Here is a 25,342-nt window from a genome sequence, read left to right on the forward strand (position 1 = left end):
GCGCGTCGCGCGGCTCCCGCCAACGGGGGCCATGCCTCGGCCCCGACCGCGAGCGCGCCGCGGCGCGGCGCGGCGCGGCGCGGACACGATCGGCGCGTCGCCGCGGACGTGCGGAGCGTGACCGCGGGCCCCCGGAACGACGAAGGCCCCTCGCATGCGCGAGGGGCCCTCCCGAACCAGAGCAGCCGGCCAGCCGGGCGCCGCGCTACTTCGCGGTCCGCGCCTGCGGCTGGGCCGCGGCCGAGCCGGCCGCGCCCTTCGCCTTCGCCCGCTTCTTCTCGGCGCGCTCCTCCAGCCAGATGGTCATCGGGGCGGCGATGAACCAGGTGGAGTAGGTGCCGGACACGATGCCGAACAGCATCGCCATCGAGAAGTCGAAGATGGTCCCGACGCCGTAGACGAGCAGGCCGATGAGCGAGAGCGCCGTCGCGAACGAGGTGAGGAAGGTGCGGCCCAGCACCTCGTTGATGGAGAGGTTCACGATGTCCGAGAGGCTCCGGCCGCGCAGCTTGGCCTGGTTCTCGCGGATGCGGTCGTAGATGACGACCGTGTCGTTCACCGAGTAGCCGACCACCGTCAGGATCACCGCGATCGAGGTCAGGTTGAACTCGCGGCCGGTGATGGTGAAGTAGCCCATGGTCATGATCGCGTCGTGCAGCATCGCGATGACCACGCCCGGGCTGAAGCGGAAGTCGAACCGCAGGCCGATGTACACCACGATGAGGCCGATGGCGTAGAGGATGGCCTTCAGGCCCTGCGCCTGGAGCTCGCGGCCGGCGGCCGGGCCCACGTACTCGACGCGGCGCACGTTCGGCTGCGCGTCGCCCAGGTGGTCCTTCAGGCCCGCCTGGACGTTCTCCTGGATGCCCTGGGTGATGACCGCGTAGGAGCGCGTGCCGGCGGTGAGCCCCTGCTCCTCGCGGACGTCGCGCACCTTCACGCCGGCCGCCTCGACCGCCGCCCGGACCGCGGCGGCGTCCACCGCGCCCGAGAACTGGAAGTCGATCTTGTCGCCGAACTCGGGGTTGAAGGCGAAGCCCGCCACCGGCAGCTTCGTCTTCACCGCGTCGGCCACCCGGGCCACGTCCGCCTCGGTGAGCAGCGAGATGCGCTCGACGCGGATGAGGAAGGTGTGCTCGGCCTCGGCGCCGTAGGTCTGGACCGAGGCGCCCTTGAAGCCCAGGTCCTCGACCGTCTTGCGGATGTCGGCGGGATCGACGGCCTTGCCGAACTGGACCTCCATCTCGGTGCCGCCCGCGAAGTCCACGCCCATGTTCAGGCCGTGGACGAACGGGAGCGACCACAGGATGATCGCCAGGTTCACGACCAGCGAGAGCGCCACGGCGATGTGGCGCTTGCCCACGAAGTCGAACTTCGTGTCGTGGGGGATGATGTCGAAGGTCTTGAATTGCATCAGACGCTCAGGCGCGCCGTGTCGTGGCGCGTGAAGTACTCCATGATCACCCGGGTCACCACGATGGACGTGAACATCGAGGCGACCAGGCCGATGATCAGCGTCACCGCGAAGCCGCGGATCGGCCCCGACCCGTACTGGAACAGCACCACGCCGGCGACCAGCGTGGTCACGTGCGAGTCCACGATGGTCCAGAACACGCGGTCGTAGCCGAGCTGCACCGACTGCCGCACGTTGCGCCCGGCGCGCATCTCCTCGCGGATGCGCTCGTTGATGAGCACGTTCGCGTCCACCGCCATGCCGAGCGTGAGCACGAACCCGGCGATGCCCGGCAGCGTCAGCGTGGTGCCGATCATCGACATGACCGCCAGCACCAGCAGGCCGTTCAGGGCCAGCGCCACGTCGGCCACCAGGCCGGTGCCGCGGTAGTAGACGACCATGAACACCACCACCAGCGCGAGCCCGACCAGCGCCGCGAGCGTGCCCTTGCGCACCAGCTCCGGCCCGAGGGTGGCGCCGACGGTGCGCTCCTCGGTGATGGTCACCGGGGCGGGGAGCGCGCCGGCCTTCAGCACCAGCGCGATGCCGTTCGCCTCGTCGAACATGTCCTGCTGGTTGCGGCCCGAGCCCAGCGTGATCTGGCCGTTCGAGGAGATGCGGCCCTGGATGTAGGGCGCGGTCTCGACCTTGTCGTCGAGCACGGTCGCCATGCGGCGCCGCATGTTCTCGCTGGTGAGCTTGTCCATCAGCCGCGCGCCCTCGGGCGACATCTTGAAGGACACCACGGGGCGGCCGCGCTGCAGCGTGTCGGACTGGTCGATGGCCACCGCCGCGTCGGCGATGTAGTCGCCGGTCAGCTCGGTCTTCGCGCGGAGCAGGTACGTCCGGTAGTAGGTGGTCTTGATGGGGCCCTGGCCGACCTGGCCCTCGCCGATGCCCACCACGTTCTTCTGCGGGTCGAGCAGCGGGTTCAGCTTCTCCTCGATGACCTTCTCGAGCTCGGTGCGGGTGTTGGCCGCGACCATGGTGGCCGCGCGCGACCCGCCGTTCGGCAGCTCGACCGGCTCCACCGTCCAGCAGCCGCTCTCGGGCAGCGGCAGCGAGAGCCCCTGGCGATCGCCCTGGCACTGCGGGAGCTGCGTGCGGACCTGGTCGAGGACCGGGTTCTCGTCGTCGGCGATCTTGAACTCGAGCTGCGCGGTGCGGCCCAGCAGCTCCTTGGCCTTCTCCGGATCCTTGAAGCCCGGCAGCTGGACCTGGATCTGGTTGTTGGCCTTGGTCTTGATGTCGGGCTCGGTGACGCCCCACTTGTCCACGCGGTTGCGGATGACCTTCTCCGCCTGCTTCACCGCCTTCTCGCGGAAGTCGCGGAGCACCGCGTCCTTGAAGGCGAAGCGGACCGCGCCCTCCGGCGCGCCACCCGGCGAGTACATCTCCTCCGAGTAGCCGGTCGAGCCGAGCACGGCGTCCTTCACCTCGCCCGGGTTCGCGGCGGTCACCTCGACCTGCGCGCCGCCGCCGACCACCTGCGTGCCGGTGAACGCGACGTTCTTGCCCTTCAGGAACTCGCCGATCTCGTCGGCGCGGCGGGCGACCTTGGTCTTCACCGCGCGGTCGACGTCCACGCCCATGGAGAGCAGGATGCCGCCCTGGAGGTCCAGGCCGAGGTTGAGGTGGTGCTTCGCGTCCGGCGCCCAGCCCGGCACCGAGGTGTCGTACGCCTCGGTGTTCCGCTGGTCGGGCGGGAGCTTGAAGTAGAACCAGCTCGGGACGAGCTGGTAGATCGACAGGATCGCGACCGCGACGACGAGCGCGACGCGCCAGTACCAGGAGCGTTCCATCTACTTCTTCCCCTCCGCCTTGGCCGGCTGGGCCTCCACCTGCTTCCACTGACCGGCGACCTGGCCCTTGAGCACGCGGAGCTTGGTCCCCGCGCCGACGTCGATGGTCACCGTGCGGTCCTCCACCAGCACGACCGTGCCGATGATCCCGCTCTGCGTCACCACCTCGTCCCCCTTCTTCAGCGCGGCCACGAACGCCTGGTGCGCCTTCGCCTGCTTCGCCTGCGGGCGGAAGAAGACGAAGTAGAAGACCACCGCGATGGCGATGAAGGGCAGGAACTGGACGACGGGGTTCGGCGCCTGACCGTCGGCGGTCTGCGACAGGAAGGCGTGCAGGACGGGATGCATGGATGTGCTCCGGAGCTCGATCCGCTCGGTGAGAAAAAGCGCTGTGTTCTAGCGTGATTTCGACGACGGCCGCAACCCCTTTGTTCCCCGCCGGGACGCCCGGGCGTGCGCGGCCGCGCGCACCCGGCCGGCGGGCCCCGTCAGCCGTCGCCCGCCGCGCGCCAGGCGGACAGCCGCTCGGCGCGGAACGCCGCGAACCGGCCCTCCTCGACGGCGCGCCGGGCGTCCGCCATGAGCGACAGGTAGAAGTGCAGGTTGTGCAGGGTGTTCGCGCGCAGCGCCAGGATCTCGCCGGCCTTGAACAGGTGGCGCAGGTAGGCGCGGGTGAACGTCCGGCAGGCGTAGCACCCGCACTCCGGATCGGCCGGCCGCTCGTCGTCGGCGTAGCGCGCGTTGCGGATCACCACCTTGCCGCGGCTCGTGAACAGCAGGCCGTTCCGCGCGGTGCGGGTGGGGAGCACGCAGTCGAACATGTCCACGCCGGCGGCGATGCCGGCCAGCAGGTCCTCCGGCGTGCCCACGCCCATGAGGTAGCGCGGCTTCTCGCGCGGCAGCCGCGGCGCGTCCCGCGCCACGCCGTCCCACATCTCCGCCGGCGTCTCGCCCACCGCGTAGCCGCCCAGCGCGTAGCCGGGCAGGTCGAGCGCGGCCGCCTCCTCGATGGCCCGCGCCCGCAGGTCCCCGTGCAGCCCGCCCTGCGCGATGCCGAACAGCGCGCACCGCGGCCCCTCGCGCGCCTCGATGGCGCGCCAGGCGTCGCGGCACCGCACCAGCCACCGCTGCGTGCGCGCCAGCGACAGCTCGTGGTAGGCGCGGTCGGCGAGCGCCGGCGGGCACTCGTCGAAGGCCATGATCACGTCGGCGCCGAGCGCCTCCTGGACCTCGATGGCCTTCTCCGGGGAGAGGAAGTGGCGCGAGCCGTCGAGGTGGCTGCGGAAGGTGACGCCCTCCTCCGCGATCTCGACCAGGCCCGGCCCGCCGCGCTCGCGGCCGGCGCCCTTCTCGCCCAGGCTGAACACCTGGAAGCCGCCCGAGTCGGTGAGCACCGCGCCGGGCCAGGACATGAACCGGTGCAGCCGGCCGAGCCGCTGCACGCGCTCGTGCCCCGGGCGCAGGTACAGGTGGTAGGTGTTCGCGAGCACGATCCCGGCGCCCAGCGCCTGGAGGTCGCGCGGCTCGAGCGTCTTCACCGTGGCGGCGGTGCCCACCGGCATGAACACCGGCGTCTCGATGGTGCCGTGCGCGGTCTCGAGCCGGCCGCGGCGGGCGGCGCCGTCCTCGGCGAGGAGCTGGAAGCGGATCACCGGGCCGGTGTCGCCCGGGCCGGCGGGCCTGTCAAGCCGGGCGCCGGCCCACGCGCGCCACCCCGGCCACCACGCCGCGCCAGGCCCGGCCCGCCCGCCCCTCCAGCACGAGCCGCAGCCCGGCGGTCCGCTCCACCGCGCCGCCCGGCTGGTTCCAGCACACCACCGCGCGCGCCGCGGGCGCGAACACCCCGCGGCCGAGCCGCAGCATGACGAGATCGCCGACCAGCGGGAGCTGCCCGGGCCAGCGCACCGCGCAGCCGCCGTCCGAGACGTTGAGCGCGCTCGTGTCGAAGGCGCCGCCGCCGTGCTCGACCCGCAGCGGCAGGTCGCAGGGGAAGCGCGGCGCCCGCTCCTGGAACGTGACCGGCTCGCCGCGGGCGGCGGTGGCGAGGAACCCGGCGGCGGGCAGCGAGGCGCGGTCGAGCGCGAGGTCCACGCCGGGCGGCAGCGCCGGCCGCCCCATCCGCCGGACCATGGCGACCTTCCCGTAGAGGGTGGCCCGGATGGCCTGGCCGTAGATCCCGACCCGCACCGCCACGCGATCGCCCACGCGCGAGTCGGAGAGCGCCGGCACGAACAGCTGCCCCGCCTCCGGCCGCCAGCCGGCCAGGTATTGCCCCGGCTCCACGTTGACCGAGACGCTGTGCACGCCCCCCGCTCCTCGCCGCCCGTATAGCACACACCCGCGCACCTCACGGCGCGCCGGACGGGACGCGCGGGCTCAGCGGCGGAGCAGGAGCATCGCGTCCCCGTAGCTGAAGAACCGGTAGCCGCGCGCGACCGCCTCGCGGTAGGCGGCCAGCACGCGGCCCTGGCCGCCGAACGCGCAGACCAGCACCAGCAGCGTGGAACGGGGGAGGTGGAAGTTCGTGACCATCGCGTCCACCGCGCGGAACGGGTGGCCGGGGCGGATGAACAGCTCGGTGCGGCCGGGGCCGGCGGCGACGGCGCCGTCGCGCCAGGCGCTCTCCAGCGTGCGCACCGAGGTGGTGCCCACCGCCACGATCCGCCCGCCGCGCGCGCCGGCCGCGGCGAGCTCGGCCGCGGCGGCCGGGGACACCTCGTAGCGCTCGCCGTGCATGCGGTGCGCGTCGAGGTCGTCCCCGCGGATGGGCAGGAACGTCCCGGGGCCGACGTGCAGCGTCACGGCGGTCCGCCGGACGCCGCGCGCGGCCAGCCGCGCCAGCAGCGGCTCGGTGAAGTGCAGCCCGGCGGTGGGCGCGGCGGCGGAGCCGGGGGCCCGCGCCCAGATGGTCTGGTAGCGCGCCGCGTCCTCGGCGTCCGGGGCGCGGCGGATGTACGGCGGCAGCGGGATGCGCCCGGCGCGGCCCAGCGCCGCCTCCAGCTCGGCGCCCTGGCGGTCCAGGGTGACCTGGTAGAACCCCTCGCCCTCCGCGGCGTCCACGCGCGCCTCGAGGCCGTCGAAGGTGAGCACCGCGCCCTCGCGGATGGGCTTCGACGCCTGCCCCATGGCCCGCCAGCGCCGGCCCAGCCCGCCCTCCAGCGGCTCGCACAGGAGCAGCTCCACCTTGCCGCCCGACGCCTTGTGGCCGAGCAGCCGCGCCGGGATGACGCGCGTGTCGTTGAAGACGAGCAGGTCGCCCGGCGCGAGCAGCTCCGGCAGGTCCGCGAAGCCGCGGTGCGCGGGCGCGCCCTCCGGCGCGAGCACCAGGAGGCGCGAGGCGTCGCGCGGCGTGACCGGCGCCTGGGCCACCAGCCCCTCGGGCAGGGCGAAGTCGAAGTCGGAGAGGCGCACGGTCGGTCAGTACATCCGCAGGACGTCGGTGCCCGGGTAGTAGTGGCGGAGGATCTCGCGGTAGTCCTTCCCCTCGCGCGCCATCCCCGCCGCGCCCCACTGGCACAGCCCGGCGCCGTGGCCCTGGCCGCGCCCGTCGAACGCGAACCCGCGGCGCACCTCGCGGACGTCGAACGCGAGCGAGGGCAGCCGCGCCCAGCCGAGCCGCTGCCGGAGATCGGTGGCGGCCAGCGTGACCCGCCGCCCGCGCCCGGCCACCTCCACCTTCTCGGCGCGGCCGCTCGCGGTGCGCGCCACCACCCGCGCCCCGGTGGCCGCCCCGCCCAGCCCGGCGAGCCGCCCCAGCTCCGCCGCGCCCACCTCCAGCGACCAGCGCACCCGCGGCGCGCGATCGCAGCGCCCGCACTCGACCGAGGCGAGGTACGGGAGGTCGCGGCCCAGCGCCGGCATGCCGGCCTCGGTGCGCCCGCCGCAGGCCGCGTGGAAGTACGCCTCCACCGGCTCCATCCCCTGCACCAGCACCTCGCCGTGCGTCGCGTCCACCGCCGCGCGCGCCTGCGGGCTGGCGCGCCCGGCCGCGAACACCTGCGCGATGACGCCGCTCGCGATGTCCCAGCGCCGGTTCGCCGCCTGCGCCTCCACCTTGCGCGTGAGCGCGTAGCTGCGCGCGGCGACCGCCTGCGCCTTGAGCGCCTCGGGCGGGAAGCTCCCCGGCATCTCGCCCGCCACCACGCCGGCCACGTAGTCCTCGAGCCGGAGCTCCTGGATCTCCTCCGGCTGCGCCCGGACCTGCACGCGGATCAGCTCCTCGGCGCGCGCGGGCGCGGCGGCCGCGGCGAGCGCGGCGGCCAGCGCCGCGGCGGTGGCGAGCGGGCGGCGCAAGGCGGGCTCAGCCCTCGTCGGCGGCGGCCGGCACCCGGGCGCGGCGCGCCTCCTTCACCTTGTGCCAGACGAACCAGCCCACCGCGAGCACGCCCGCGACGACGATGGCCAGCTCGAAGCGGTGGTAGACGGCCTTCACCCGCGGATCGGTGTGCCAGGCCTCGCCGGCCCACTCGCCCACCCACGCCAGCGCGTAGCACCACGGGTACGAGCCGACGAACGTGTAGGCGATGAACTTGCCCATCGGCATGCGCGACACGCCGGCGGGGAACGCGATGAACGTGCGGATCACCGGGAGCAGCCGGCCCGCGAACACCACCCACTGGCCCCAGCGCTGGAACAGCCGGTCGGCGAGGTCGAGCTCCTTGTGCGAGAGGAGCACGTAGCGCCCGTACTTCTCGATGAGCGGCCGCCCGCCGAACTGGCCCAGGTAGTAGGCCGGGATCGAGCCGACCACGCAGCCGATGGCGCCGGCCAGCGCCGCGCCGTGCAGCGTCATCTCGCCCCGGTACACGAGGTACCCGGCGAACGGCATGATGATCTCGGACGGCAGCGGGATGCACGCGCTCTCGATGGCCATCAGCAGCACGATGCCGCCGTAGCCCATCGACGAGATCACCGACGTGGTGAACACCGCCAGCGCCTCGATCACCTGGAGATCATTCGCCCTCGCCGTCCCCGCCCGCCGGGCCGCCGCGCGCGGCCCCTTCGGCGGGGTAGTAGACCGCCTCGTAGGGGCAGGTGCAATCCTGCTCCGGCGGCTCCGGATAGAAGTAGCGCTCGCCGCGCCCGTTGCGGAGCCACTGGCCCCGCGCGCCCGGCGCGCCTTCCCCCGCCAGGTAGTCCGGCTGCAGCGTGACCTTGCCGCCGCCGCCCGGGAGGTCCACCGCGAGGTGCGGGATGGCGAGCCCGCTGGTGCGCCCGCGCATCGCCTCGAGGATCGCCACGCCCGCCGCGAGCGGCGTGCGCAGGTGGCCGGTGCCCGCGGCGAGGTCGCCCTGGTGCAGGTAGTAGGGGCGGACGCGGAAGGTGAGCAGGCGCTCGTTCAGGTCGGTGAGGATGCGCGCCGAGGAGTTCAGGCCGCGCAGCAGCACCGACTGGTTCTCGACCGGCACGCCGTGGTCCACCAGCCGCTCGCAGGCCTCGCGCGCCTCGGGCGTGCACTCCTTCGGATGGTTGAAGTGCGTGACCACGAACAGCGGCGCGTGGCGGCGCAGCGCCGCCGCGAGCGCCTCGGTGACGCGCATCGGGTTCGTGACCGGCGCGCGCGTCGCGACGCGGAGCACCTGCACGTGCGGGATGGCCCGCAGGCCGGCCAGGATCCCGTCGAGCTTCTGGTCGGAGAGCGAGAGCGGGTCGCCGCCGGAGACGATGACGTCGCGCACCTCGCGGTGCGCCCGCACCCAGGCGATCCCCTCCTCCACCGCGGCGCGGTCGAAGCCGCCCTCGTCGTCGCTGAAGGTGATGCGCCGGCGGGTGCAGTGGCGGCAGTAGACCGCGCAGCGGTCCACCGCCAGGAACAGCGCGCGGTCGGGGTACTTGTGGACGATCGCGCGCACCGGCCGGTGCGGCTCCTCGCCGATGGGATCGTCGAGGTCGCCCGGCGCGGGCACCGCCTCGGCCGCCGACGGCATGACCTGAAGGCGGATCGGGCAGGCCGGGTGGTCGCGGTCGATGAGCGAGGCGTAGTAGGGCGTCGCCGCCACGCGGGTGTGGCCGGCCGCGAGCGCGAAGCCGCGGCGCTCGGCCTGGGTGAGCGGGAACAGCCGCTCGAAGTCGGCCGCCGTGGCGAGCGCATGGCGCTGCTGCCAGCGCCAGTCGCGCCACTCGGCCTCGGTGGTGCCGGGGAAGAGCTCTCGCCAGGTCATCGCGGGTGCGGCGCAGGCCTCAGGAGACCGGGGGGGGAGCGCACGCGAGGCGCGGAAGGTAACGGCAGCAGGCAGCCGAGTCAAACCTCCAGCGGCCCGGCAGGGTTCCACGCCTGCCCTCCAGGCGAGGGCTCCCCTTTCGGCTACACCACGGGGGCCCGGTCGCAGATGTCAATGGCGGCCCTCTCTGTTAATCAATGCGGGCAAACGGGCCGCCGGACCGGGCCTCCTGGAGCGAGCACGACATGGCGAATCTTCCGGTGATGGGCGACGTCGGCGGGGTGACCGAGGAGCTGGCCGGCGGCGGCCGGACGAACGGGGAGGCGAAGGCCCCGGTGCGGCGTGAGGACGCGCCCCGTCCGGTGGCGAACGTGCTGTCCCGGTTCAAGCCGGGCCCGCGCTCGATCTGGGCCGACGTGCCCGACGCGCTCTGGAACGACTGGCACTGGCAGCAGCGCGAGCGCGTCATCCGGCTCGACCAGCTCGAGCGCGTCCTGCGCGTCACGCCCGAGGAGCGCGAGGCGGCGGTGAAGACCGAGGCCGAGTTCCACATGGGCATCACGCCGTACTACGCGGCGCTGATGGACCCCGAGGACCCGACCTGCCCCATCCGCCTCCAGTCGGTGCCGACGATGGGCGAGCTCAACATCCTCGCCTCCGACCTCGAGGACCCGCTCGCGGAGGAGCGGGACATGCCGGTGCCGGGCATCACGCACCGCTACCCGGACCGCGTGCTGTTCTACACGACGCACAACTGCCCGGTGTACTGCCGTCACTGCACGCGCAAGCGGAAGGTCTCCGACCCGACCAGCGCCGCGGCCAAGCGGCAGATCGAGGAGTCGCTCGCGTACATCGCGCAGCACACCGAGATCCGCGACGTGGTGATCTCCGGCGGCGACCCGCTCTCGCTCTCCGACGAGCGGCTCGACTACATCCTCGGCCGGCTCCGCGCCATCCCGCACGTCGAGATCTTCCGGCTGGGGACGCGCAACCTGGTCACGCTGCCGCAGCGCGTGACCGACGACTTCGTCTACATGCTCCGCCGGCACCACCCGGTCTTCGTGAACACGCACTTCAACCATCCGAAGGAGTGCACGGCCGAGGCGTTCGAGGCCGCCCGCCGCCTCGCCGACGCCGGCTGCGTCATCGGCAACCAGATGGTGCTGCTGAAGGGCGTGAACGACGATCCCGCGGTGGTGAAGGAGCTGAACCACAAGCTCCTGCTCATGCGGATCCGGCCCTACTACATCTACCAGTGCGACCTGGCGCGCGGCATCAGCCACTTCCGCACGCCGGTCGAGGCCGGCATCCGCATCATCGAGGCGCTCCGCGGCCACACCTCGGGCCTCGCGGTCCCGCAGTTCGTGGTGGACGCGCCGAACGGCGGCGGGAAGATCCCGGTCAACCCCGAGTACGTGGTCTCCCACGAGGGGAAGCGCTGGGTGCTCCGCAACTTCGCCGGCAAGCAGTTCGAGTACGTCGAGCCGTAGCCGGCGCGGCCTCACCTCAGTCCACGACGGCGATCGCGTCGATCTCCACGCGGGCGCCGCGGGGGAGCCCGGCCACCTGCACGGTGGAGCGGGCCGGCGCCGGCGCCGGGAAGTGCTTTGCGTACTCCGCGTTCATCCGCGCGAAGTCCGCGAGGTCGGTGAGGAACACGGTGGTCTTCACCACGTGCTCCGGCCCGGCGCCCGCGGCGGCCAGCACCGCGCGCAGGTTCCGGAGCGCGCGCGCCGTCTCCTCCTCGATGGTGCCGGAGAACAGCTCGCCGGTGGCCGGATCGAGCGGGACCTGGCCGGAGAGGTAGAGCGTGCGGGCGCCGCGCGCCTCGACGCCCTGGCTGTACGGGCCGATGGCCTTCGGGGCGCCGTCCGTCGCGATGGGGGTCTTCATGCGCGGCACCCTACCCGCGCCCGCCGCCCCCGGCAACGCGCCGGCCGGGGCCGCGGGCCGGGATCACACGCGCTGGACCGACTGCACGCCCTCGATCCGCTCGATGCTGCGGATGACGGAGTTGAGCTGCTTCAGGTCGCCGATGGTGACCTCGAAGTCGTTCACGGCGCGCTCGCCCGGGGTGGTGCGGCAGCTCGCCTGCGAGATGTTCACGCCGGCCTCGCTGAACGTCTGCGAGATCTTGGCGAGGATGCCGGGGCGATCGGTGGTGATGACCCGCAGCGAGACCGGGCGCTTGAAGTCGCCGCGCACGTCCCAGGCCACGTCCACGCGCCGCTCCGGGTCGATGCCCAGCACCTTGTCGCAGGAGGCGGTGTGCACGGTCACGCCGCGGCCGCGGGTGATGAAGCCCACGATGGCGTCGCCGGGCACCGGGTTGCAGCACTTGCCGTAGCGGACCAGCACGTCGTCGATGCCGTTGATGCGGACGCCCTCGGTCGGGCGGCGCGCCATCTTCCGGAACAGCTCGGTGATGCGGCTGGTGGGCGGCGCCTCGGCGGGCGGCGGCGGCTCGGCGAGCCGGTCGGGCGGGAGCACCTGCTGCAGGAGCTGCCCCGGCGACACCTTGCCGTAGCCGACCGCGGCGAGCACGTCGTCCGCCTGGCGGTACCCGAGCGCCTGCGCCGCCTTCTCCAGCTCGCCGCCCTTCTGCAGCTTGTTCAGCGTGACGCCGAAGCGGCGCAGCTCCCGCTCGGCGATGTCGCGGCCGATCTCCACCGAGCGCCGGTGCTCGGCCTGGCGGATGAACTGGCGGATGCGGGCCTGGGCGCGGCTGGTCTTGACGAAGGTGAGCCAGTCCTTCGACGGGTGCGCGTTCGGGCTGGTGAGGATCTCGATGGTGTCGCCGTTCTTGAGCTTGTAGCGGAGCGGGACGAGCTTGCCGTTCACCTTGGCGCCGACGCAGTGCTCGCCGATCTCCGAGTGGATCGTGTAGGCGAAGTCCACCGGCGTGGCGCCGCGCGGCAGGCTCTTCACCGCGCCCTTCGGCGTGAAGACGAACACCTCGTCGGAGAACAGGTCGACCTTGACCGTCTCCAGGAACTCGCGCGGGTCGGCGAGGTCGCGCTGGAACTCCACCAGCTGGCGCAGCCAGCCGAAGGACTCCGCGTCCTTGCGCGACAGCTCTGCGCCCTTCCCGTCGCGCCCCTTCTCCTTGTAGGCCCAGTGCGCCGCCACGCCCTCCTCGGCGATGCGGTGCATCTCGCGGGTGCGGATCTGCACCTCGATGCGCTCGCCGGCCGGGCCCACCACGGTGGTGTGGAGCGACTGGTACAGGTTGGGCTTCGGGATGGCGATGTAGTCCTTGAAGCGGCCGGGCACCGGCTTCCAGAGCGCGTGCACGAACCCGAGCGACTCGTAGCACTCGGCCACCGTGTCCACGATGACGCGGAACCCGACGACGTCCTGGATCTGCTCGAAGTCCACGTCGAGCTGCCGCATCTTCCGGTAGATCGAGTAGACGTGCTTCACGCGCCCCGAGACGTCGGCCTTCATGCCGGCCTCGGCCAGCCGGCGCCGGATGATCTCCACCACCTCGGCGACGAAGCGCTCCTTCTCGCGGGCGCGCACCGAGACCTTCTCGTTCAGCTCCGAGTAGTCGGCCGGGCGCAGGTACTTGAACGACAGCTCCTCCAGCTCGGTCTTGATCCACTGGATCCCGAGCCGGTTCGCGAGCGGCGCGTAGATGTCGAGCGTCTCGCGGGCGATGCGCTCCTGCGACTCGGGCTTCATCGCGTCGAGCGTTCGCATGTTGTGGGTGCGGTCCGCGAGCTTCACCAGCAGCACGCGGATGTCCTTCGCCATCGCCACCACCATCTTGCGGAAGTTCTCCGCCTGCTTCTCCTCCTGGGTGTTGGCGGCGGTGAACTGCGAGAGCTTGGTGACCCCGTCCACCAGCTCGGCGATCTCCAGGCCGAACAGCTCGGAGATCTCCTTCTTGGTGGCGAGGGTGTCCTCGATGGTGTCGTGCAGCAGCCCGGTCACCACCGACGACTCGTCCAGCTTCAGCTCGGCGAGGATGCCAGCGACCTCCAGCGGGTGGACCAGGTACGGCTCGCCCGACTTGCGGATCTGGCCCTGGTGCACCTTGGCGCTGTAGACGTAGGCCTTCTTGATCAGGTCGAGATCGGGATCGGGGTGGTAGCCGGATACCCGGTCGAGGATGTCGTTGAGCCTGAGCAAGGTCGAAGGGCCAGCGTAACGGGTCGCGTCCGAGTGCGGCAAGCTTGTGGGCCTGCCCATCATCTCAGATCCCGTAACGCGGCGCGCCAGCCCGTGCCATGACCCGGGGGCGCGGCAGGCGCCGGGACGGGTCGGACGGCCCCGGCGAAAGGGCGGGGGGCGCCCGTCGGGCCGTCCGGCCGCGCGGAGGGGCCGGGAGCGCGCGCGACCCCCACCGGCCCGGCCTGCACCGGACGTTGAGGAACCCCGGCGGCACGGGGTAACGTCCCGCCGGGCCAGGGAGACGACGGGATGACCTGCGAAGGCTGCGGCGCGGCGCTCGACGCCACCATGGACCGGTGCCCGGCGTGCGGCCGCGAGCTCGAGTTCGGCCGGCTCACCGGCATCCTGGGCGTGGTCTGCCGCGCCTGCGACGCGTACAACGAGCCGGGCGCCCGGGCCTGCTCCGCCTGCGGCAAGCCGCTCGGCGCCGGCGAGCCGCCGCCCGGCGCCCCGAAGCCGACGCCGGCGCCGGCCCCTGCCCCGGCCCGCGCGCCGCCGGCCGCCGCGTCCCCTGCGCCCGCGCCCGCTCCCGCGCCGCCGGCGCCTGGTTCACCCATCGTGCACGCCATCGGGCGCGCCGGCGCGGCCGCCACCCGCTTCATCCCCGCCTCCGCCATCCGTGCGCTCCGGCCCGACCCGCGCCCCGCGCCGGCCCCCGCCGCCGCCGCCGCCCCGGCCCCCGCGGCGCCCCCGCTCGCGCCGGGCCGCGTGGAGCTGGTGCCCGAGCCCGGCCCCGGGCCGGCGCGCGCGCCGTTCCGGCTGGCGCGGCCGTCCACCGTGGCAGGCCGCAGCGAGGGCGCGCTCCGCCTCGCCGACGACCCGTCGATCGGCGACCGCCACGCCACGTTCCTGTTCCGCGACGGCGCGCTGCTGGTCCGCGACGAGGGCGCGCCCGGCGGTGTGCTGGTGCGGCTGCGCGGCCACCCCGCCTCGCTCCGCCCCGGCGATCCGTTCGCGGTGGGCGGCCGCCTGCTCCGCTACGCCGGGCCGCTCCCGCCCCCGCCGCTGCCCTCGGCCGACGGCACCCGGCGCATCGGCTCCCCGCGCCCGGCGCCGCCGGCGGTGGCGGTGGAGGAGCTGCTGGAGGGCGGCGCGCCCGGGCGCACCTGGGTGCGCAGCGGGCCGTCGATCACCGTGGGACGGGCCGGCGCGGCGGTGTCGCTGGGCGACGACCCGAGCATCGCGCCGGCGCACGCCGAGCTGCGCATCGAGGCGGACGGGACCGCCCGGCTGAGGGATCTCGGCTCCGCCACCGGGACGTTCGCGCGCGTCCCGCCGCACGGCGAGCGCGAGCTGCGCGAGGGCGACGCGGTGCGGCTGGGCCGGACGGTGCTGCGCGTGAGCGCGGTCGCGGATCCCTGAGCCGACGAGGAGGAGCGAGCCATGGCCGTCGTGTTCGTCTCGATCACCCCGCTCGGCACCGGGACGCCGAGCGTGTCGCGCTACGTGGCCGGGGTGGAGCGGATCCTCCGCGGCACCCGGCTCACCAGCCAGCTCACCGCCATGGGGACGATCATCGAGGGCGACCTCGACGAGATCCTGGCGGTCGTGCGGCGGATGCACGAGCACCCGTTCACCGAGGGCGCCGTCCGGGTCTCGACCTCCATCAAGATCGACGACCGGCGGGACCGGCCGGAGCACAGCATCGCGGGGAAGGTGCGGTCGGTGGAGGAGAAGCTGAAGTAGCTCAGCGCGCCGGGGGACCGGGCGCGGGCGCGGGCGCGGGCGCAGGCGCAGGCGCAGGCGGCACCCGGTACCGGAGCTGGCGCTCCGCCGCGCCCCGGCGCGCCAGGACCACGATGACGAGGCCGCCGGCGACCGCGACCGCCATCGCGAGCACGAAGAACCAGAACGGACCGCGGCGGCGGGTGGGCACCGCCCGATGGTAGCCCGGCGCGCACCGCGCCGCACGTCCGCGCGTCCCGCGTTCCCGGTACCTGCGTTGACCCATGGCGAAGGGCGTGGCGGAATGCGCCGCATGGCGAGGGAGGCGGCGTGCGCGCGGTGCGGACGGGAGAACGGGACGGCGGCCGCGTTCTGCCAGCAGTGCGGGCTGCCGCTGCGCGCGCCCGGCCCGGCGGCGCCCGAGCCGCCCGCGGCGCGCGGCCGGCGCTGCGGCGGCTGCGGCGCCGGGCTCGACCCCGCGGACCGGTTCTGCCCGCGCTGCGGGACCGCCGCCGCGCCCCGGCCCGGCGACCCGCACGCCGCGCCCACCGCCTCCGGCATCGCCGGCCCGCCGCCGCCGTCCTTCCGGCTCGCCGCGGTCCGCACCGACGGCCTGCCCGGCGCCGAGTACGGCGTGCCCGCGCCGGAGGCGGTGTGCGGGCGCACCGAGGGCGAGATCCGGATCCCGGACGACCCGACCGTCTCCCCGCGCCACGCCTGCTTCCGCGTGCAGGGCGCCGCGCTGCGGGTCGAGGATCTGGGCAGCGCGAACGGCACCTTCGTCCGCATCCGCCGCCCGCACCGGCTGGCCGTCGGCGAGGAGATCCGCGTCGGCCGGCAGCTCCTCCGGCTCGAGCCGCTCCCGCGCCCGCCCCCCGCGGTGCACGGGGTGCGGAGCTGGGGCGCGCCGGATCCGGGCTGCCGCTTCCGCCTGTCGCAGCTCCTGGAGGGCGGCGGCCAGGGCGAGGTCGTCCCGCTGCTCGAGGGCGAGAACGCCATCGGCCGCGAGGCCGGGCGGATCAGCTTCCCGTCCGACCGCTACGTCTCGGCGCGCCACGCGCGCATCGACGTGCGCGGCGACGCGGTCACGCTGGTGGACCTGGGCAGCTCCAACGGGACGTTCGTGCGCATCTCGGCGCCGACCGAGGTCGCGCCGGGCGACCAGCTCCTGCTCGGCGCCCAGCTCCTGCGCGTCGAGGCCTGAGAACACGACGGCCGGGCGTCTCCGCCCGGCCGCGCGCGAGACCCGAGGCTCGGGGACGCAGCTAGCCGAAGGACTTCTCCTTCTGCTCCTGCTCCTCCTTGCAGCGGATGCAGAGGGTGGTCACCGGCCGCGCCTCGAGGCGCTTGGCGGAGATCTCCTCCTCGCACTTCTCGCAGATGCCGAACGTGCCGTTCTCGATGCGCGCCAGCGCCTTGTCGATCTTGGCGAGCAGGAACTTCTCGCGGTCCCGCAGCCGGAAGATCATCGACTGCGTGTACTCGCTCGAGGCCAGGTCGATCTCGTCCGGGAGGTCGTCCGTGTCGAACGACGATTCCTCGGTCAGGGTCTTCTTCGCCTGCACGAGGAGCTGGCGCTTGGACTCCTCCAGCATCGTCTTGAACCTCTTGAGATCCTTCTTGTTCAAGCGTGCACCCCGCTCCGCCCCGAGACCTGGGGCCGGAAAATGAAGGCCGAGAACCTAAACGGCAGGGGTGCCGGTGTCAAGGTGAGGGGGCGCCCGCGGGGCGGGCCGCCGGCGCGGCGCCTCCCGCGTCCGGCGGAGGAGGGCGGCGGCGCGCGGGGCAGGCGAACCTTTTTGACTCGGGCGCCGCCGCGGCGGATCCTCCGCGCATGCCCGACGGCAAGCTGGATCGCGACTTCCTCCGCAGCGCGCTCGCGCTGATGTCGCGCTCGGACGTGGACCGGCTCCTGTTCGTGTCCGACCACCCGCCCCTGCCGACCGAGGTGCGCGGCCGTCCGACCAAGCGCAAGCTGGTCTACGCGGTCTCGAGCGAGGGCATCGCCAACCAGCTCAAGGCCAAGAAGGCGACGGCGGTGATGATCCCGCCCTACGACTACACCCGCATCGAGAAGATCAAGGTGGCGGTGGTGGCGGCGCAGTCGGCCGGGCTGCTCAAGGACGGCGACACCGTGCTGGCGCTGTGCGGCCCCGGCGACGACCGGGTCATGGACACGCTGGTGAAGCTGGTGATCGGCTCGGAGGACCCGGAGGAGAAGATCCGGGTGGACACGCTGGGCCTGCCGCCGGAGTTCTCGTCGCAGGTGGTGGAGAGCCTCATCCACACCGCCATGGAGATCGGCGCGGAGGGCTACGAGGGCCACCCGGTGGGCACCATCGTGGTCGTCGGCGACTCGACCGCGGTGATGGAGAAGAGCCGCCAGCTCATCCTGAACCCGTTCCAGGGGATCAGCGAGGCGGAGCGGAACGCGCTCGACCCGCCATCCGCGAGGCGATCAAGACGTTCTCGGCGCTCGACGGCGCCTTCATCATCCGCGAGGACGGGGTGGTGCTGGCGGCCGGGCGGTACCTGCTCTCCATGTCGCGCGACGTGAAGCTGCCCATGGGTCTGGGGGCGCGCCACAGCGCCGCGGCGTCGATCACCGCCGAGTCCAACGCCGTCGCCATCACCGTGTCCCAGACCACCGGGACGGTGCGGGTGTTCCGGGAGGGCGAGATCGCCCTGGAGCTGCGGCAGAAGCTGCGGCGCGTCTGATCGGCTCGCTTCGCGCGCGCCCCGCTTCGCGGTACCCTCCGCCGCGTGCCGAGCCCCGCCGAGCCCGCTCCGTCGCCGCGCGCCGTCCCCTCCCCTCCGCCCGCCTCGCCCGCCCGCGACCCGCGCCTCGACCGGCTGGCGCTCGCGCTCGGCGCGGCCGTCACCGCCCTGCACGTCGCCTACGGCGGGCTGATCGCGCTCTCGCCGCAGGAGGCCTACTACTGGACCTGGAGCCGGCGGCTCGCGCTCTCGTACTTCGACCACCCGCCCCTCGCCGCCTGGACCATCGCGCTCACCACCGCGCTCGCCGGCGAGGGCGAGCGCGCCATCCGGCTGGCCGCCGCGCTGCACTCGGCCGTCTTCGCGGCGTTCCTGTGGCTCACGGTCCGGCGCTTGTTCGGCTCCCGCCCGGCGCTGGTGGCGCTCGCCGCCGCGCTCAGCGTCCCGCTGTTCGGCATGGGCCAGGTGATCGTCACGCCCGACGCCCCGCTGCTCTCCGGCTGGGCGATGGCGCTGTACTTCACGGTGCGCGCGCTCGACGAGGAGCGGCCGCGCTGGCTGCTCGCGGCCGGCGCGGCGGTGGGCTGGGCGGTGCTGGGCAAGTACACCGGGTTCCTGCTGCTGCCGCAGATCCTGCTGGTGCTCGCGCTCGACGCGCGCGGCCGGCGCATGCTGCGCACGCCCTGGCCCTGGCTGGGCGCGGCGCTGGCGCTGGCGCTGTTCTCGCCGGTGATCGCCTGGAACCTCCAGCACCGGATGGCGAGCTTCGCGTTCCAGACCGCCGAGCGCGTCGAGCGCTCCGGCTTCCGGCCGGTGCTGGTGGGGCGCTTCCTCGCGCTGCAGGCGGGCCTGGTCACGCCCATCGTGCTCGTGCTCCTGGTCGAGGCGGTGGTGGCCGCGGTGCGCCGCCGCCGCGAGGCGGCCTACCGGATCTGCGCGATCTTCTCGGCGCCGCTGCTCGTGCTCGCGGCGGTGATCTCCCCGTTCCACTGGGTGAAGGGCAACTGGCTGGCCGCGGCCTACCCCACCGCGCTCGCCGCCGCGGCGGCCCTGGCGGTGGAGCGGCGCGGCTGGCGCTGGAAGGCGGGCGTGGCGGGCGTGGCGCTCGCGGCGGTCGCGTCGGTGTACGTGCACCTGGTGCCGCTCTGGCCCGCGCTGCCGTTCCCGGCGCGCGACGAGGGCTCCTCCGGCTGGCGCGAGCTGGCCGCGCGGGTGGAGGCGGAGCGCGCGGCGCTCGGGCCCGACGCGTTCGTGGCCGGCTGCAACTACAAGGTCTCCGCCGAGCTGGAGTACTACCTGCCCGGCCGGCCGCGCACCTGGTCCTCCGAGATCACCGGCGAGCACGGGCTCCAGTACCGCTACTGGTTCGACCCCGAGGCGCTCCGCGGCCGCTCCGGCGTCGTGGTGCTCGACCGGCGCGAGAAGCGCACCTGCCTGCGCCGCGCCGAGGCGTGCGCGCCGCTCGAGGCGCTGCCGCCGCTCACCGTGCGGCGCGGCGGCGACGAGGTGACGACGTTCCAGCTCTGGCGCTGCCGCTGGGCCGGGCTCCCCTCGTCCCGCTGATCCCGCGCGCCCGCGCCAGGCAGGCCGCGCCGAGCGTGCAGGCCTCGCACCGCGCCGGATCGCGGCGCGCCGGGCACAGCCCGCTCATGCCGAGGTGGCAGAGCGCGAAGTCGAAGCGGACCGGATCGGCGGGGTCCACGCGGCGGAGCGCGGCGGTGATCTCCTCGGCGGTCCGCCAGCTCGCGTCGCGGCGCGCGGTGAGCCCGAGCGCGCGCGCCACCCGGTGCACGTGGGTGTCGAGCGGGACCACCAGCGCCGCGGCCGGGACCTCGCGCCACAGCCCCAGGTCCACCGCGTCGGGGCCGCGCACCATCCAGCGCAGGTAGAGGTTCCAGCGCTTCGACGCGCCCGGGCCGGCCGGGTCGGGGAGCAGGTGGCGGAGCCCGCGCGGCCCGCGCCCGCGCAGCAGCGCCCGGGCCTCCGGGGCGTCGCGCAGCTCCGCCGCGAGCCGGGCCAGCGCCGGCCGGAGCGCGGCCGGGCCGCCCCCCGCCTCGCGGAAGAGCGCGCCGAGCCGGCGCCCGATGCCGCCGTGGCGGCGGCGCAGGGCGCCGATCGCGGCCGCCAGCGCGGCGAGGTCCGGCGGCCGGTTGAACCGGTAGACGACGTCCGCGAACGCGGCCGGGTCGGGAGCGGCCGCGAACGCCTCGCAGAACCGCGCCGGCGAGGGGCCCATGGCGGCGAGCACGCGCGCCACCACCGGCTTGAACAGGTCGGCGCGCCCGTAGGCGAGGCTCACCGCCACCAGCCCCGCCACCTCGGCGTCGGCCGGGTCGCGGAACGCGCGCGGGAACTCCACCGGGTCGGCGGCGATGCGCGCGGCGCGGTCGAGCGAGCGATGGAGCCGCTCGAGCAGCGGGCGCAGCGCCTCGGCGCGGGCGGCGGGGAAGGCGGCGGCGCGGCGGGGCATGGCGCCCCTCTTGTGCCGCGCGGGGGCGGCGCGCGCAACCCCGGGCGGCCGGCGGTCAGCGCCCCGCGTCCTTGCGGAGCTCGCGGATGACATGGCCGAGCTCCGGCCCGATCAGCTTCTCCCAGGCGAGCCGCACCGCGGCCCGCGAGCCGGGCACCGAGAAGATCACCCGCCCGCCCCAGGTGCCGGCCACCGCGCGGGACAGCATCGCCGCGCTGCCGATCTCCTGGAAGGAGAGCATGCGGAACAGCTCGCCGAAGCCGTCCAGCCGCTTCTCCAGGACGCCGGCCACCGCCTCGTAGGTGCGGTCGCGGCCGGCGATGCCGGTCCCGCCGTTCACCACGATCGCCTCCGCGCCCGCCGCCGCGGCCTCGTCCAGGGCGGCGCGGAGCTGGGCCGGCTCGTCCTTGACGATCCGCGAGCCGGCCACGTCGTGACCGGCGGCGAACACCGCGTGCTTGAGGAACGCGCCGCTCTCGTCCTCGGCCTCGCCGCGCGTGTCGGAGGCGGTGATCACGAAGACCCGCACCCGCTTCGGCGCCTCGTGCCTGTGCTCCTGGTGTCCCATGTCGTCCCCCGTCCGCGCGGCCTCGATCCACGAGGTGCGGCGCCCGGATCCGTGACCTAGTTCCCGCCGGGCGCCCCGTCTCCGCCGTCCAGCGCGTCCAGCCGCTCCGCCACCTCCGCGGCGTCGGGGGCGTCCGGCCGCAGCCGGAGGTACTCGCCCCAGGCCGCGGCCGCCCCGCGCCGGTCGCCCAGCGCCGCGCGGGCGCTCCCGAGCGCGCGGTGCGCCTCGGGCAGCGACGGGTCGAGCGCCGCCGCCCGGGCCGCGTAGTCCGCCGCGTCGGCGGCCTCGCCCCCATCGAGCAGGACCTCGGCGGCGGCGGTCAGCCCGCGCGGCTCGTCCAGGTCGAGCGGCCCGTACGGCCAGCCCTCGGGCCGCAGCGCCGCCCCGACCCGCACGCCGGCGAGGCCGCCCGGCACCTCGCGCACCTCCTCGACGTACCCCGGCGCGCGGAAGCGGAGCACGTGCCCGCCGGCGTCGTCGCGGTCCACCGGCACGGTGCGCGCGCCGCGCCCGAGCGGGCGATCGTCGAGCAGCACCTCGGTCGAGCGCGGCAGGACCTCCACCAGCAGCGACGCCGGGCGCGTCCCCTCGAACCGCGCGCGCGCCGCGCGCGTGCAGCCCGCGCCGAGCGCCAGCGCGGCGGCCGCGGCGAGCGCGCACGCCCCGCGGCGCCGCGCGAGGCGGTCCCCGCGCCGGCCGGCCGGGCCCGGGAGGGAGGTGTCGGGGTGCGGCTCCATGCGCGCCGCGACGGTATATAAGCGCTCGATGCCGGACAAGTTCGCCGTGGCGCAGGCGCTCCGGGAGATCGGCGCGCTGCTGGAGCTCGAGGGCGAGAACCCGTTCAAGATCCGCGCGTACGACACCGGCGCGCGGGCGCTCGAGGGGCTCTCCGAGGACCTGGCGCGGGTCGTCGCCGAGGGGCGGCTCACCGAGCTGCCCGGGATCGGCGAGGCGCTCGCGAAGAAGATCGCCGACCTGCACGCGACCGGCTCGACCGACCTGCTGGCGCGGCTGCGCGCGCGCCACCCGCCCGGCGTCCTCGAGCTGCTGCGCGTGCCGGACCTCGGCCCGAAGAAGATCGCCGCCCTGCACGCGGCGCTCGGGGTGGGCAGCGTCGCGGAGCTCGAGGCCGCCTGCCGGGAGGGGCGCGTCCGCGGCGTGAAGGGCTTCGGCGAGAAGACCGAGCAGCGGATCCTGGAGGGCATCGCCCGCCTGCACGCGCGCGAGGCCGACCGGCGCGTGCTGCTCGCCGAGGCGCTCGCCGCCGCCGAGCCGCTGCTCGCGCACCTGCGCGCGGTGCCGGGGGCCGAGGCGGTGGAGCTGGCCGGGTCGGCGCGCCGCGGGCGCGAGACGGTGGGCGACGTGGACCTCGTCGCCGCGTCCCGCGACCCGGCCGCGCTCGCCGCGGCGCTCACGGGCCACCCGCTGGTCGCGGCGGTGCTGGGGAGCGGCGACACCAAGACCAGCGTCCGGCTCGGCTCCGGGCTGCAGGTGGACCTCCGGGTGGTGCCGCCGGAGGACTTCCCCACCCTGCTCCACCACCTCACCGGCTCGAAGGCCCACCACGTCCGGCTGCGCGGCATCGCCCGCGACCGCGGCTTCACGCTCAGCGAGTGGGGGCTCTTCCGCCTGCCGCCGCGCGAGCGCGGGGCCGCCGCCCCGGCGCCGGAGGCCGCGCCCGACCCCGCCGCCAAGGTCCCGCTCGCGAGCGAGGCCGCGCTCTACGCCGCGCTCGGCCTCGCCTACGTGCCCCCCGAGCTGCGCGAGGACCAGGGCGAGATCGAGGCCGCGCAGGACGGGACGCTCCCGGCCGACCTGGTCGAGGCGCGCGACGTGCGCGGGATGGTGCACTGCCACACCACCTGGTCGGACGGCCGGGCGAGCGTGGAGGAGATGGCCCGCGCCGCCGAGGCGCTCGGGATGGCGTACCTCACCATCACCGACCACTCCGGCTCCGCCGGCTACGCCGGCGGGCTCGACCGCGACCGGCTCCGGCGGCAGTGGGACGAGATCGACCGGGTGCAGGAGCGGGTGTCGGTCCGGCTGCTGAAGGGCACCGAGGCGGACATCCTCGAGGACGGCGCGCTCGACTGGCCCGACGACGTGCTGGAGCGGCTCGACGTGGTGGTCGCGAGCGTCCACTCGCGGATGCGCATGGACGAGGACCAGATGACGCGCCGCCTCGCCCGGGCCATGGCGCTCCCGGTGTTCAAGATCTGGGGGCACGGGCTGGGGCGGCTGCTGGGCGAGCGCGAGCCGTACGCCTGCCGCGTGGAGGAGGTGCTCGACGCGCTCGCCGGCGCGCCGGGCGCGGTGGAGGTGAACGGCGATCCCCGCCGCCTCGACCTCGAGCCCCGCTGGATCCGGGCGGCGCGCGCGCGCGGCATCCCGCTGGTCCTGTCGGTGGACGCCCACTCGGTCGCGGCCCTCGGGTACCTCCGCTTCGCGGTGACCACCGCGCGCCGCGGCTGGGCGCGCCGCGGCGAGGTGCTGAACGCGCTCCCCGCGGACGCGTTCGCGCGGGCGGTCCGTCCGGTGCGGTAGGTCCGGCCGCCTCGCCGGGCGCTCGACGCGGGCGCCCATCTCGCCTACCTTTCCCGGCTGCGTGCCCACCCAGCCCACCACCCGCGAGGCCCTCCGCAAGGCGTTCACCAGCTGGCGCACGGGGGTGGTGGCGCTGCTCGCGTTCCCTTCCGGCCTGCCGCTCGGCATCGTCCTCTACACGGTCCCGTACTGGATGCAGCAGGAGGGGATCGACATCAAGACCATCGGGCTGGTGAGCGCGGCGCAGATCCCGTACGCGTTCAAGTTCGTCTGGTCGCCGCTCATCGACCGGTTCGCGCCGGCCTGGGGGCGCAAGCGCGCCTGGATCCTCGTCGGCCAGGCCATGCTGGTCGCGTCGCTGGCCGCGTTCGCGGCGAGCTCGGGCCACCCCACCGTGCCGCTGGTCGCGCTGCTCACGCTGGTGGTCTCGTTCGCGTCCGCCACCCAGGACATCGCCTACGACGCGTACACCGTCGAGGTGCTGCGGCCGGAGGAGCGCGGCGTGGCGGTGGGCGCCCGCAACGCGCTGGCGCGCGCCGGCATGTTCGTGGGCCGGGTGGTGAACACGTTCGGCCCGAAGCTGGGCTGGGCCCCCACCTTCGCCGCCATCGCGGCGAGCTTCCTGCCGTTCGCGGCGGCCACCGTGAAGGCGCCGGAGCCCGACGTCCCGCCGGCGCCGCCGCGCACGCTGCGGCAGGCCATCTGGGAGCCGTTCGTCGGGTTCTTCCGCCACTCCCGCGCGCTCGAGATCGCCGCGTTCCTGTTCCTCTACAAGTTCGCCGACAACCTCGTCACCGCGCTCGTGTCGCCGTTCCTGGGCCAGCTCGGCTTCGACCCGGTGGACATCGGCATCGCGCAGGGGACCATCGGCATCGTCGCCACCATCGGCGGCACGTTCCTGGGCGGCATCCTGTGCACGTCGTGGGGCGTCGGCCGGGCCCTGTGGATCTTCGGCCTGCTCCAGGCGGTCTCGAACCTGGGCTACGTCGCCATCGTGGACGCGGGCGTGAACCGGCCGGTGATGTACGCGGCGGTGGCCTTCGAGGCGGCCACCAGCGGCATGGGCACCGGCGCGTTCGGCGTGCTCCTGCTCCGGCTCACCCAGCGCCGCTTCAGCGCCACGCAGTACGCGCTGTTCTCGAGCATCTTCGCGCTCGGCCGCACCTTCGCCGGGCCGCCCGCCGGCGCGCTGGTGGACGCCATCGGCTGGCGCGACTTCTTCCTGCTCACCGTCCCCTGCGCCATCCCCGGCATGCTCATGCTGCAGCGCTTCGTGCCCTGGCGCTCGCGCGAGATCCCGGCCGCGCTGGACGAGGAGGCCCCGCCGGCCGCGCACGGCACGCCCGCCACGCTGGGCGGCCTGGCGGCGCGCGGGCTCGCCGGCGCGCTGGCCGGGACGGCGCTCGCGTACCTGGCGTCCGCGCTGCTCGCCGCGCTGAAGGCGATGCGCGGCGGGCAGGCCGGCCTCGACCTCGGCGCCGCGCTGGTCCGGATGTTCCACCCGGTGCGCGCGGTGGACTGGGTGGACGTGGTCGGACCGCCGGTGGCGGGCGTCGTGATCGGCTTCGCGGTCGCCGCGTACGTGGCCGCGCGGCGCGGGATCCGGACCGCGTAGCGCCCGCCGCGCCGCCGGGTGGGCGCTCCCCGTGCGCGCCGCGCACCTCGCCGCACCGCCGCGTCGGCGCACGCCCATCGCCCCCGGCCGGGCGCGCGCGTGGGCTCGCGAAGGGCTCGCCGCGCGCGCGCCCTTTCGCTTAGGATGCCGCCTCGTTCGTAGGGACCTTT

The 25,342-nt window shown here is 74.7% G+C and carries 23 protein-coding genes and 1 pseudogene; 8 read left to right on the forward strand and 16 right to left on the reverse strand.

Features of this window, described 5'->3' with window-relative positions; all coding sequences use genetic code 11:
• Nucleotides 1-205: 205 nt before the first annotated feature.
• From secF to ACOQFB_RS14650, 9 genes are all read right to left on the reverse strand, one after another.
• The gene (gene secF / locus ACOQFB_RS14610; RefSeq protein ID WP_059438209.1) at nt 206-1,414 is read right to left on the reverse strand and encodes a protein translocase subunit SecF; all 1,209 of its coding nucleotides are present in this window, start codon (nt 1,412-1,414) and stop codon (nt 206-208) included.
• Nucleotides 1,414-3,255 (reverse strand): protein translocase subunit SecD, encoded by a 1,842-nt coding sequence (gene secD, locus ACOQFB_RS14615; protein WP_059438208.1) that lies wholly within the window; start codon nt 3,253-3,255, stop codon nt 1,414-1,416. The genes secF and secD overlap by 1 nt, the downstream gene beginning before the upstream one ends.
• Nucleotides 3,256-3,603, reverse strand: a complete 348-nt coding sequence (gene yajC, locus ACOQFB_RS14620; protein ID WP_059438207.1) for a preprotein translocase subunit YajC — start codon at nt 3,601-3,603, stop codon at nt 3,256-3,258.
• Between the two features lie 140 nt (nt 3,604-3,743).
• Nucleotides 3,744-4,907 carry a tRNA guanosine(34) transglycosylase Tgt gene (gene tgt / locus ACOQFB_RS14625; protein WP_059438206.1) on the reverse strand — a complete coding sequence of 388 codons (1,164 nt, stop codon included), beginning with the start codon at nt 4,905-4,907 and terminating at the stop codon, nt 3,744-3,746.
• 31 nt (nt 4,908-4,938) lie between these two features.
• Entirely contained in the window at nt 4,939-5,559 is a 621-nt protein-coding gene (locus ACOQFB_RS14630) for a PilZ domain-containing protein (RefSeq protein ID WP_059438205.1), read from the reverse strand.
• A gap of 72 nt (nt 5,560-5,631) precedes the next feature.
• Entirely contained in the window at nt 5,632-6,666 is a 1,035-nt protein-coding gene (queA, locus tag ACOQFB_RS14635; protein WP_421609732.1) for a tRNA preQ1(34) S-adenosylmethionine ribosyltransferase-isomerase QueA, read from the reverse strand.
• Between the two features lie 6 nt (nt 6,667-6,672).
• Nucleotides 6,673-7,548, reverse strand: coding sequence for a SpoIID/LytB domain-containing protein (locus ACOQFB_RS14640; protein WP_059438203.1), 876 nt, complete (start codon nt 7,546-7,548; stop codon nt 6,673-6,675).
• 7 nt (nt 7,549-7,555) lie between these two features.
• Nucleotides 7,556-8,200, reverse strand: coding sequence for a VTT domain-containing protein (locus ACOQFB_RS14645; protein ID WP_494492263.1), 645 nt, complete (start codon nt 8,198-8,200; stop codon nt 7,556-7,558).
• A 7-nt stretch (nt 8,201-8,207) separates the two neighbouring features.
• On the reverse strand, nt 8,208-9,416 hold the full coding sequence (locus tag ACOQFB_RS14650) for a KamA family radical SAM protein (RefSeq protein ID WP_421609733.1): 1,209 nt from the start codon (nt 9,414-9,416) through the stop codon (nt 8,208-8,210).
• A 245-nt stretch (nt 9,417-9,661) separates the two neighbouring features.
• On the opposite strand from ACOQFB_RS14650, the gene ACOQFB_RS14655 reads away from it, so the two are divergent.
• The gene (locus tag ACOQFB_RS14655; protein WP_059438200.1) at nt 9,662-10,906 is read left to right on the forward strand and encodes a KamA family radical SAM protein; all 1,245 of its coding nucleotides are present in this window, start codon (nt 9,662-9,664) and stop codon (nt 10,904-10,906) included.
• A 16-nt stretch (nt 10,907-10,922) separates the two neighbouring features.
• Here the strand turns inward: ACOQFB_RS14655 and ACOQFB_RS14660 are convergent, their stop codons facing one another.
• Together ACOQFB_RS14660 and ACOQFB_RS14665 are read right to left on the reverse strand one after the other, a co-directional pair.
• Nucleotides 10,923-11,309, reverse strand: coding sequence for a RidA family protein (locus ACOQFB_RS14660; RefSeq protein WP_421609734.1), 387 nt, complete (start codon nt 11,307-11,309; stop codon nt 10,923-10,925).
• Nucleotides 11,310-11,372: 63 nt separating this feature from the next.
• Complete coding sequence (locus ACOQFB_RS14665) at nt 11,373-13,613, reverse strand: RelA/SpoT family protein (protein ID WP_082100259.1); 2,241 nt, start codon at nt 13,611-13,613, stop codon at nt 11,373-11,375.
• 228 nt (nt 13,614-13,841) lie between these two features.
• Here ACOQFB_RS14665 and ACOQFB_RS14670 point away from each other — a divergent pair, with 228 nt between their 5' ends.
• Both ACOQFB_RS14670 and ACOQFB_RS14675 read left to right on the forward strand, forming a co-directional pair.
• On the forward strand, nt 13,842-14,954 hold the full coding sequence (locus ACOQFB_RS14670; protein ID WP_421609735.1) for a double zinc ribbon and FHA domain-containing protein: 1,113 nt from the start codon (nt 13,842-13,844) through the stop codon (nt 14,952-14,954).
• Between the two features lie 21 nt (nt 14,955-14,975).
• Nucleotides 14,976-15,278, forward strand: a complete 303-nt coding sequence (locus ACOQFB_RS14675) for an MTH1187 family thiamine-binding protein (protein WP_011421604.1) — start codon at nt 14,976-14,978, stop codon at nt 15,276-15,278.
• A 1-nt stretch (nt 15,279) separates the two neighbouring features.
• Here the strand turns inward: ACOQFB_RS14675 and ACOQFB_RS14680 are convergent, their stop codons facing one another.
• Nucleotides 15,280-15,468 carry a hypothetical protein gene (locus tag ACOQFB_RS14680; RefSeq protein WP_421609736.1) on the reverse strand — a complete coding sequence of 63 codons (189 nt, stop codon included), beginning with the start codon at nt 15,466-15,468 and terminating at the stop codon, nt 15,280-15,282.
• Between the two features lie 102 nt (nt 15,469-15,570).
• On the opposite strand from ACOQFB_RS14680, the gene ACOQFB_RS14685 reads away from it, so the two are divergent.
• The gene (locus tag ACOQFB_RS14685; RefSeq protein WP_421609737.1) at nt 15,571-16,461 is read left to right on the forward strand and encodes a double zinc ribbon and FHA domain-containing protein; all 891 of its coding nucleotides are present in this window, start codon (nt 15,571-15,573) and stop codon (nt 16,459-16,461) included.
• A gap of 61 nt (nt 16,462-16,522) precedes the next feature.
• Here the strand turns inward: ACOQFB_RS14685 and ACOQFB_RS14690 are convergent, their stop codons facing one another.
• Nucleotides 16,523-16,885: a TraR/DksA family transcriptional regulator gene (locus ACOQFB_RS14690; protein ID WP_011421606.1), complete on the reverse strand. Its 363-nt coding sequence runs from the start codon at nt 16,883-16,885 to the stop codon at nt 16,523-16,525.
• 206 nt (nt 16,886-17,091) lie between these two features.
• Between ACOQFB_RS14690 and ACOQFB_RS14695 the strand changes: the two are divergent.
• Nucleotides 17,092-17,975 (forward strand): annotated as a pseudogene (locus ACOQFB_RS14695) (DNA integrity scanning protein DisA nucleotide-binding domain protein).
• Between the two features lie 45 nt (nt 17,976-18,020).
• Nucleotides 18,021-19,538, forward strand: coding sequence for a glycosyltransferase family 39 protein (locus ACOQFB_RS14700; protein WP_059439494.1), 1,518 nt, complete (start codon nt 18,021-18,023; stop codon nt 19,536-19,538).
• On the opposite strand, the gene ACOQFB_RS14705 is transcribed toward ACOQFB_RS14700, so the two are convergent.
• From ACOQFB_RS14705 to ACOQFB_RS14715, 3 genes are read right to left on the reverse strand one after another with little or no spacing between them, the layout of a single operon-like run.
• Nucleotides 19,456-20,445 carry a TIGR02757 family protein gene (locus ACOQFB_RS14705; RefSeq protein ID WP_421609738.1) on the reverse strand — a complete coding sequence of 330 codons (990 nt, stop codon included), beginning with the start codon at nt 20,443-20,445 and terminating at the stop codon, nt 19,456-19,458. The genes ACOQFB_RS14700 and ACOQFB_RS14705 overlap by 83 nt on opposite strands.
• A 55-nt stretch (nt 20,446-20,500) precedes the next feature.
• Nucleotides 20,501-21,013: a MogA/MoaB family molybdenum cofactor biosynthesis protein gene (locus ACOQFB_RS14710; RefSeq protein ID WP_421609739.1), complete on the reverse strand. Its 513-nt coding sequence runs from the start codon at nt 21,011-21,013 to the stop codon at nt 20,501-20,503.
• Nucleotides 21,014-21,069: 56 nt separating this feature from the next.
• Nucleotides 21,070-21,789: a tetratricopeptide repeat protein gene (locus tag ACOQFB_RS14715; protein ID WP_494492264.1), complete on the reverse strand. Its 720-nt coding sequence runs from the start codon at nt 21,787-21,789 to the stop codon at nt 21,070-21,072.
• On the opposite strand from ACOQFB_RS14715, the gene polX reads away from it, so the two are divergent.
• On the forward strand, nt 21,779-23,557 hold the full coding sequence (gene polX / locus ACOQFB_RS14720; RefSeq protein WP_059439444.1) for a DNA polymerase/3'-5' exonuclease PolX: 1,779 nt from the start codon (nt 21,779-21,781) through the stop codon (nt 23,555-23,557). The genes ACOQFB_RS14715 and polX overlap by 11 nt on opposite strands.
• Before the next feature lie 61 nt (nt 23,558-23,618).
• On the forward strand, nt 23,619-25,172 hold the full coding sequence (locus tag ACOQFB_RS14725) for an AmpG family muropeptide MFS transporter (protein WP_059439443.1): 1,554 nt from the start codon (nt 23,619-23,621) through the stop codon (nt 25,170-25,172).
• The last annotated feature ends 170 nt before the right edge of the window (nt 25,173-25,342 follow it).

It is taken from the genome of Anaeromyxobacter sp. Red801, assembly GCF_049201065.2.
Taxonomy (GTDB): domain Bacteria; phylum Myxococcota; class Myxococcia; order Myxococcales; family Anaeromyxobacteraceae; genus Anaeromyxobacter.

What these genes read in the sequence shown, in the direction of transcription:
- secF (WP_059438209.1), bottom strand. Translation starts at nt 1,414, where the DNA reads ATGCAATTCAAGACCTTCGACATCATCCCCCACGACACGAAGTTCGAC.
- secD (WP_059438208.1), bottom strand. Translation starts at nt 3,255, where the DNA reads ATGGAACGCTCCTGGTACTGGCGCGTCGCGCTCGTCGTCGCGGTCGCG.
- yajC (WP_059438207.1), bottom strand. Translation starts at nt 3,603, where the DNA reads ATGCATCCCGTCCTGCACGCCTTCCTGTCGCAGACCGCCGACGGTCAG.
- ACOQFB_RS14650 (WP_421609733.1), bottom strand. Translation starts at nt 9,416, where the DNA reads ATGACCTGGCGAGAGCTCTTCCCCGGCACCACCGAGGCCGAGTGGCGC.
- ACOQFB_RS14655 (WP_059438200.1), top strand. Translation starts at nt 9,662, where the DNA reads ATGGCGAATCTTCCGGTGATGGGCGACGTCGGCGGGGTGACCGAGGAG.
- ACOQFB_RS14660 (WP_421609734.1), bottom strand. Translation starts at nt 11,309, where the DNA reads ATGAAGACCCCCATCGCGACGGACGGCGCCCCGAAGGCCATCGGCCCG.
- ACOQFB_RS14665 (WP_082100259.1), bottom strand. Translation starts at nt 13,613, where the DNA reads ATGATGGGCAGGCCCACAAGCTTGCCGCACTCGGACGCGACCCGTTAC.
- ACOQFB_RS14670 (WP_421609735.1), top strand. Translation starts at nt 13,842, where the DNA reads ATGACCTGCGAAGGCTGCGGCGCGGCGCTCGACGCCACCATGGACCGG.
- ACOQFB_RS14675 (WP_011421604.1), top strand. Translation starts at nt 14,976, where the DNA reads ATGGCCGTCGTGTTCGTCTCGATCACCCCGCTCGGCACCGGGACGCCG.
- ACOQFB_RS14685 (WP_421609737.1), top strand. Translation starts at nt 15,571, where the DNA reads ATGGCGAGGGAGGCGGCGTGCGCGCGGTGCGGACGGGAGAACGGGACG.
- ACOQFB_RS14705 (WP_421609738.1), bottom strand. Translation starts at nt 20,445, where the DNA reads ATGCCCCGCCGCGCCGCCGCCTTCCCCGCCGCCCGCGCCGAGGCGCTG.
- ACOQFB_RS14710 (WP_421609739.1), bottom strand. Translation starts at nt 21,013, where the DNA reads ATGGGACACCAGGAGCACAGGCACGAGGCGCCGAAGCGGGTGCGGGTC.
- polX (WP_059439444.1), top strand. Translation starts at nt 21,779, where the DNA reads ATGCCGGACAAGTTCGCCGTGGCGCAGGCGCTCCGGGAGATCGGCGCG.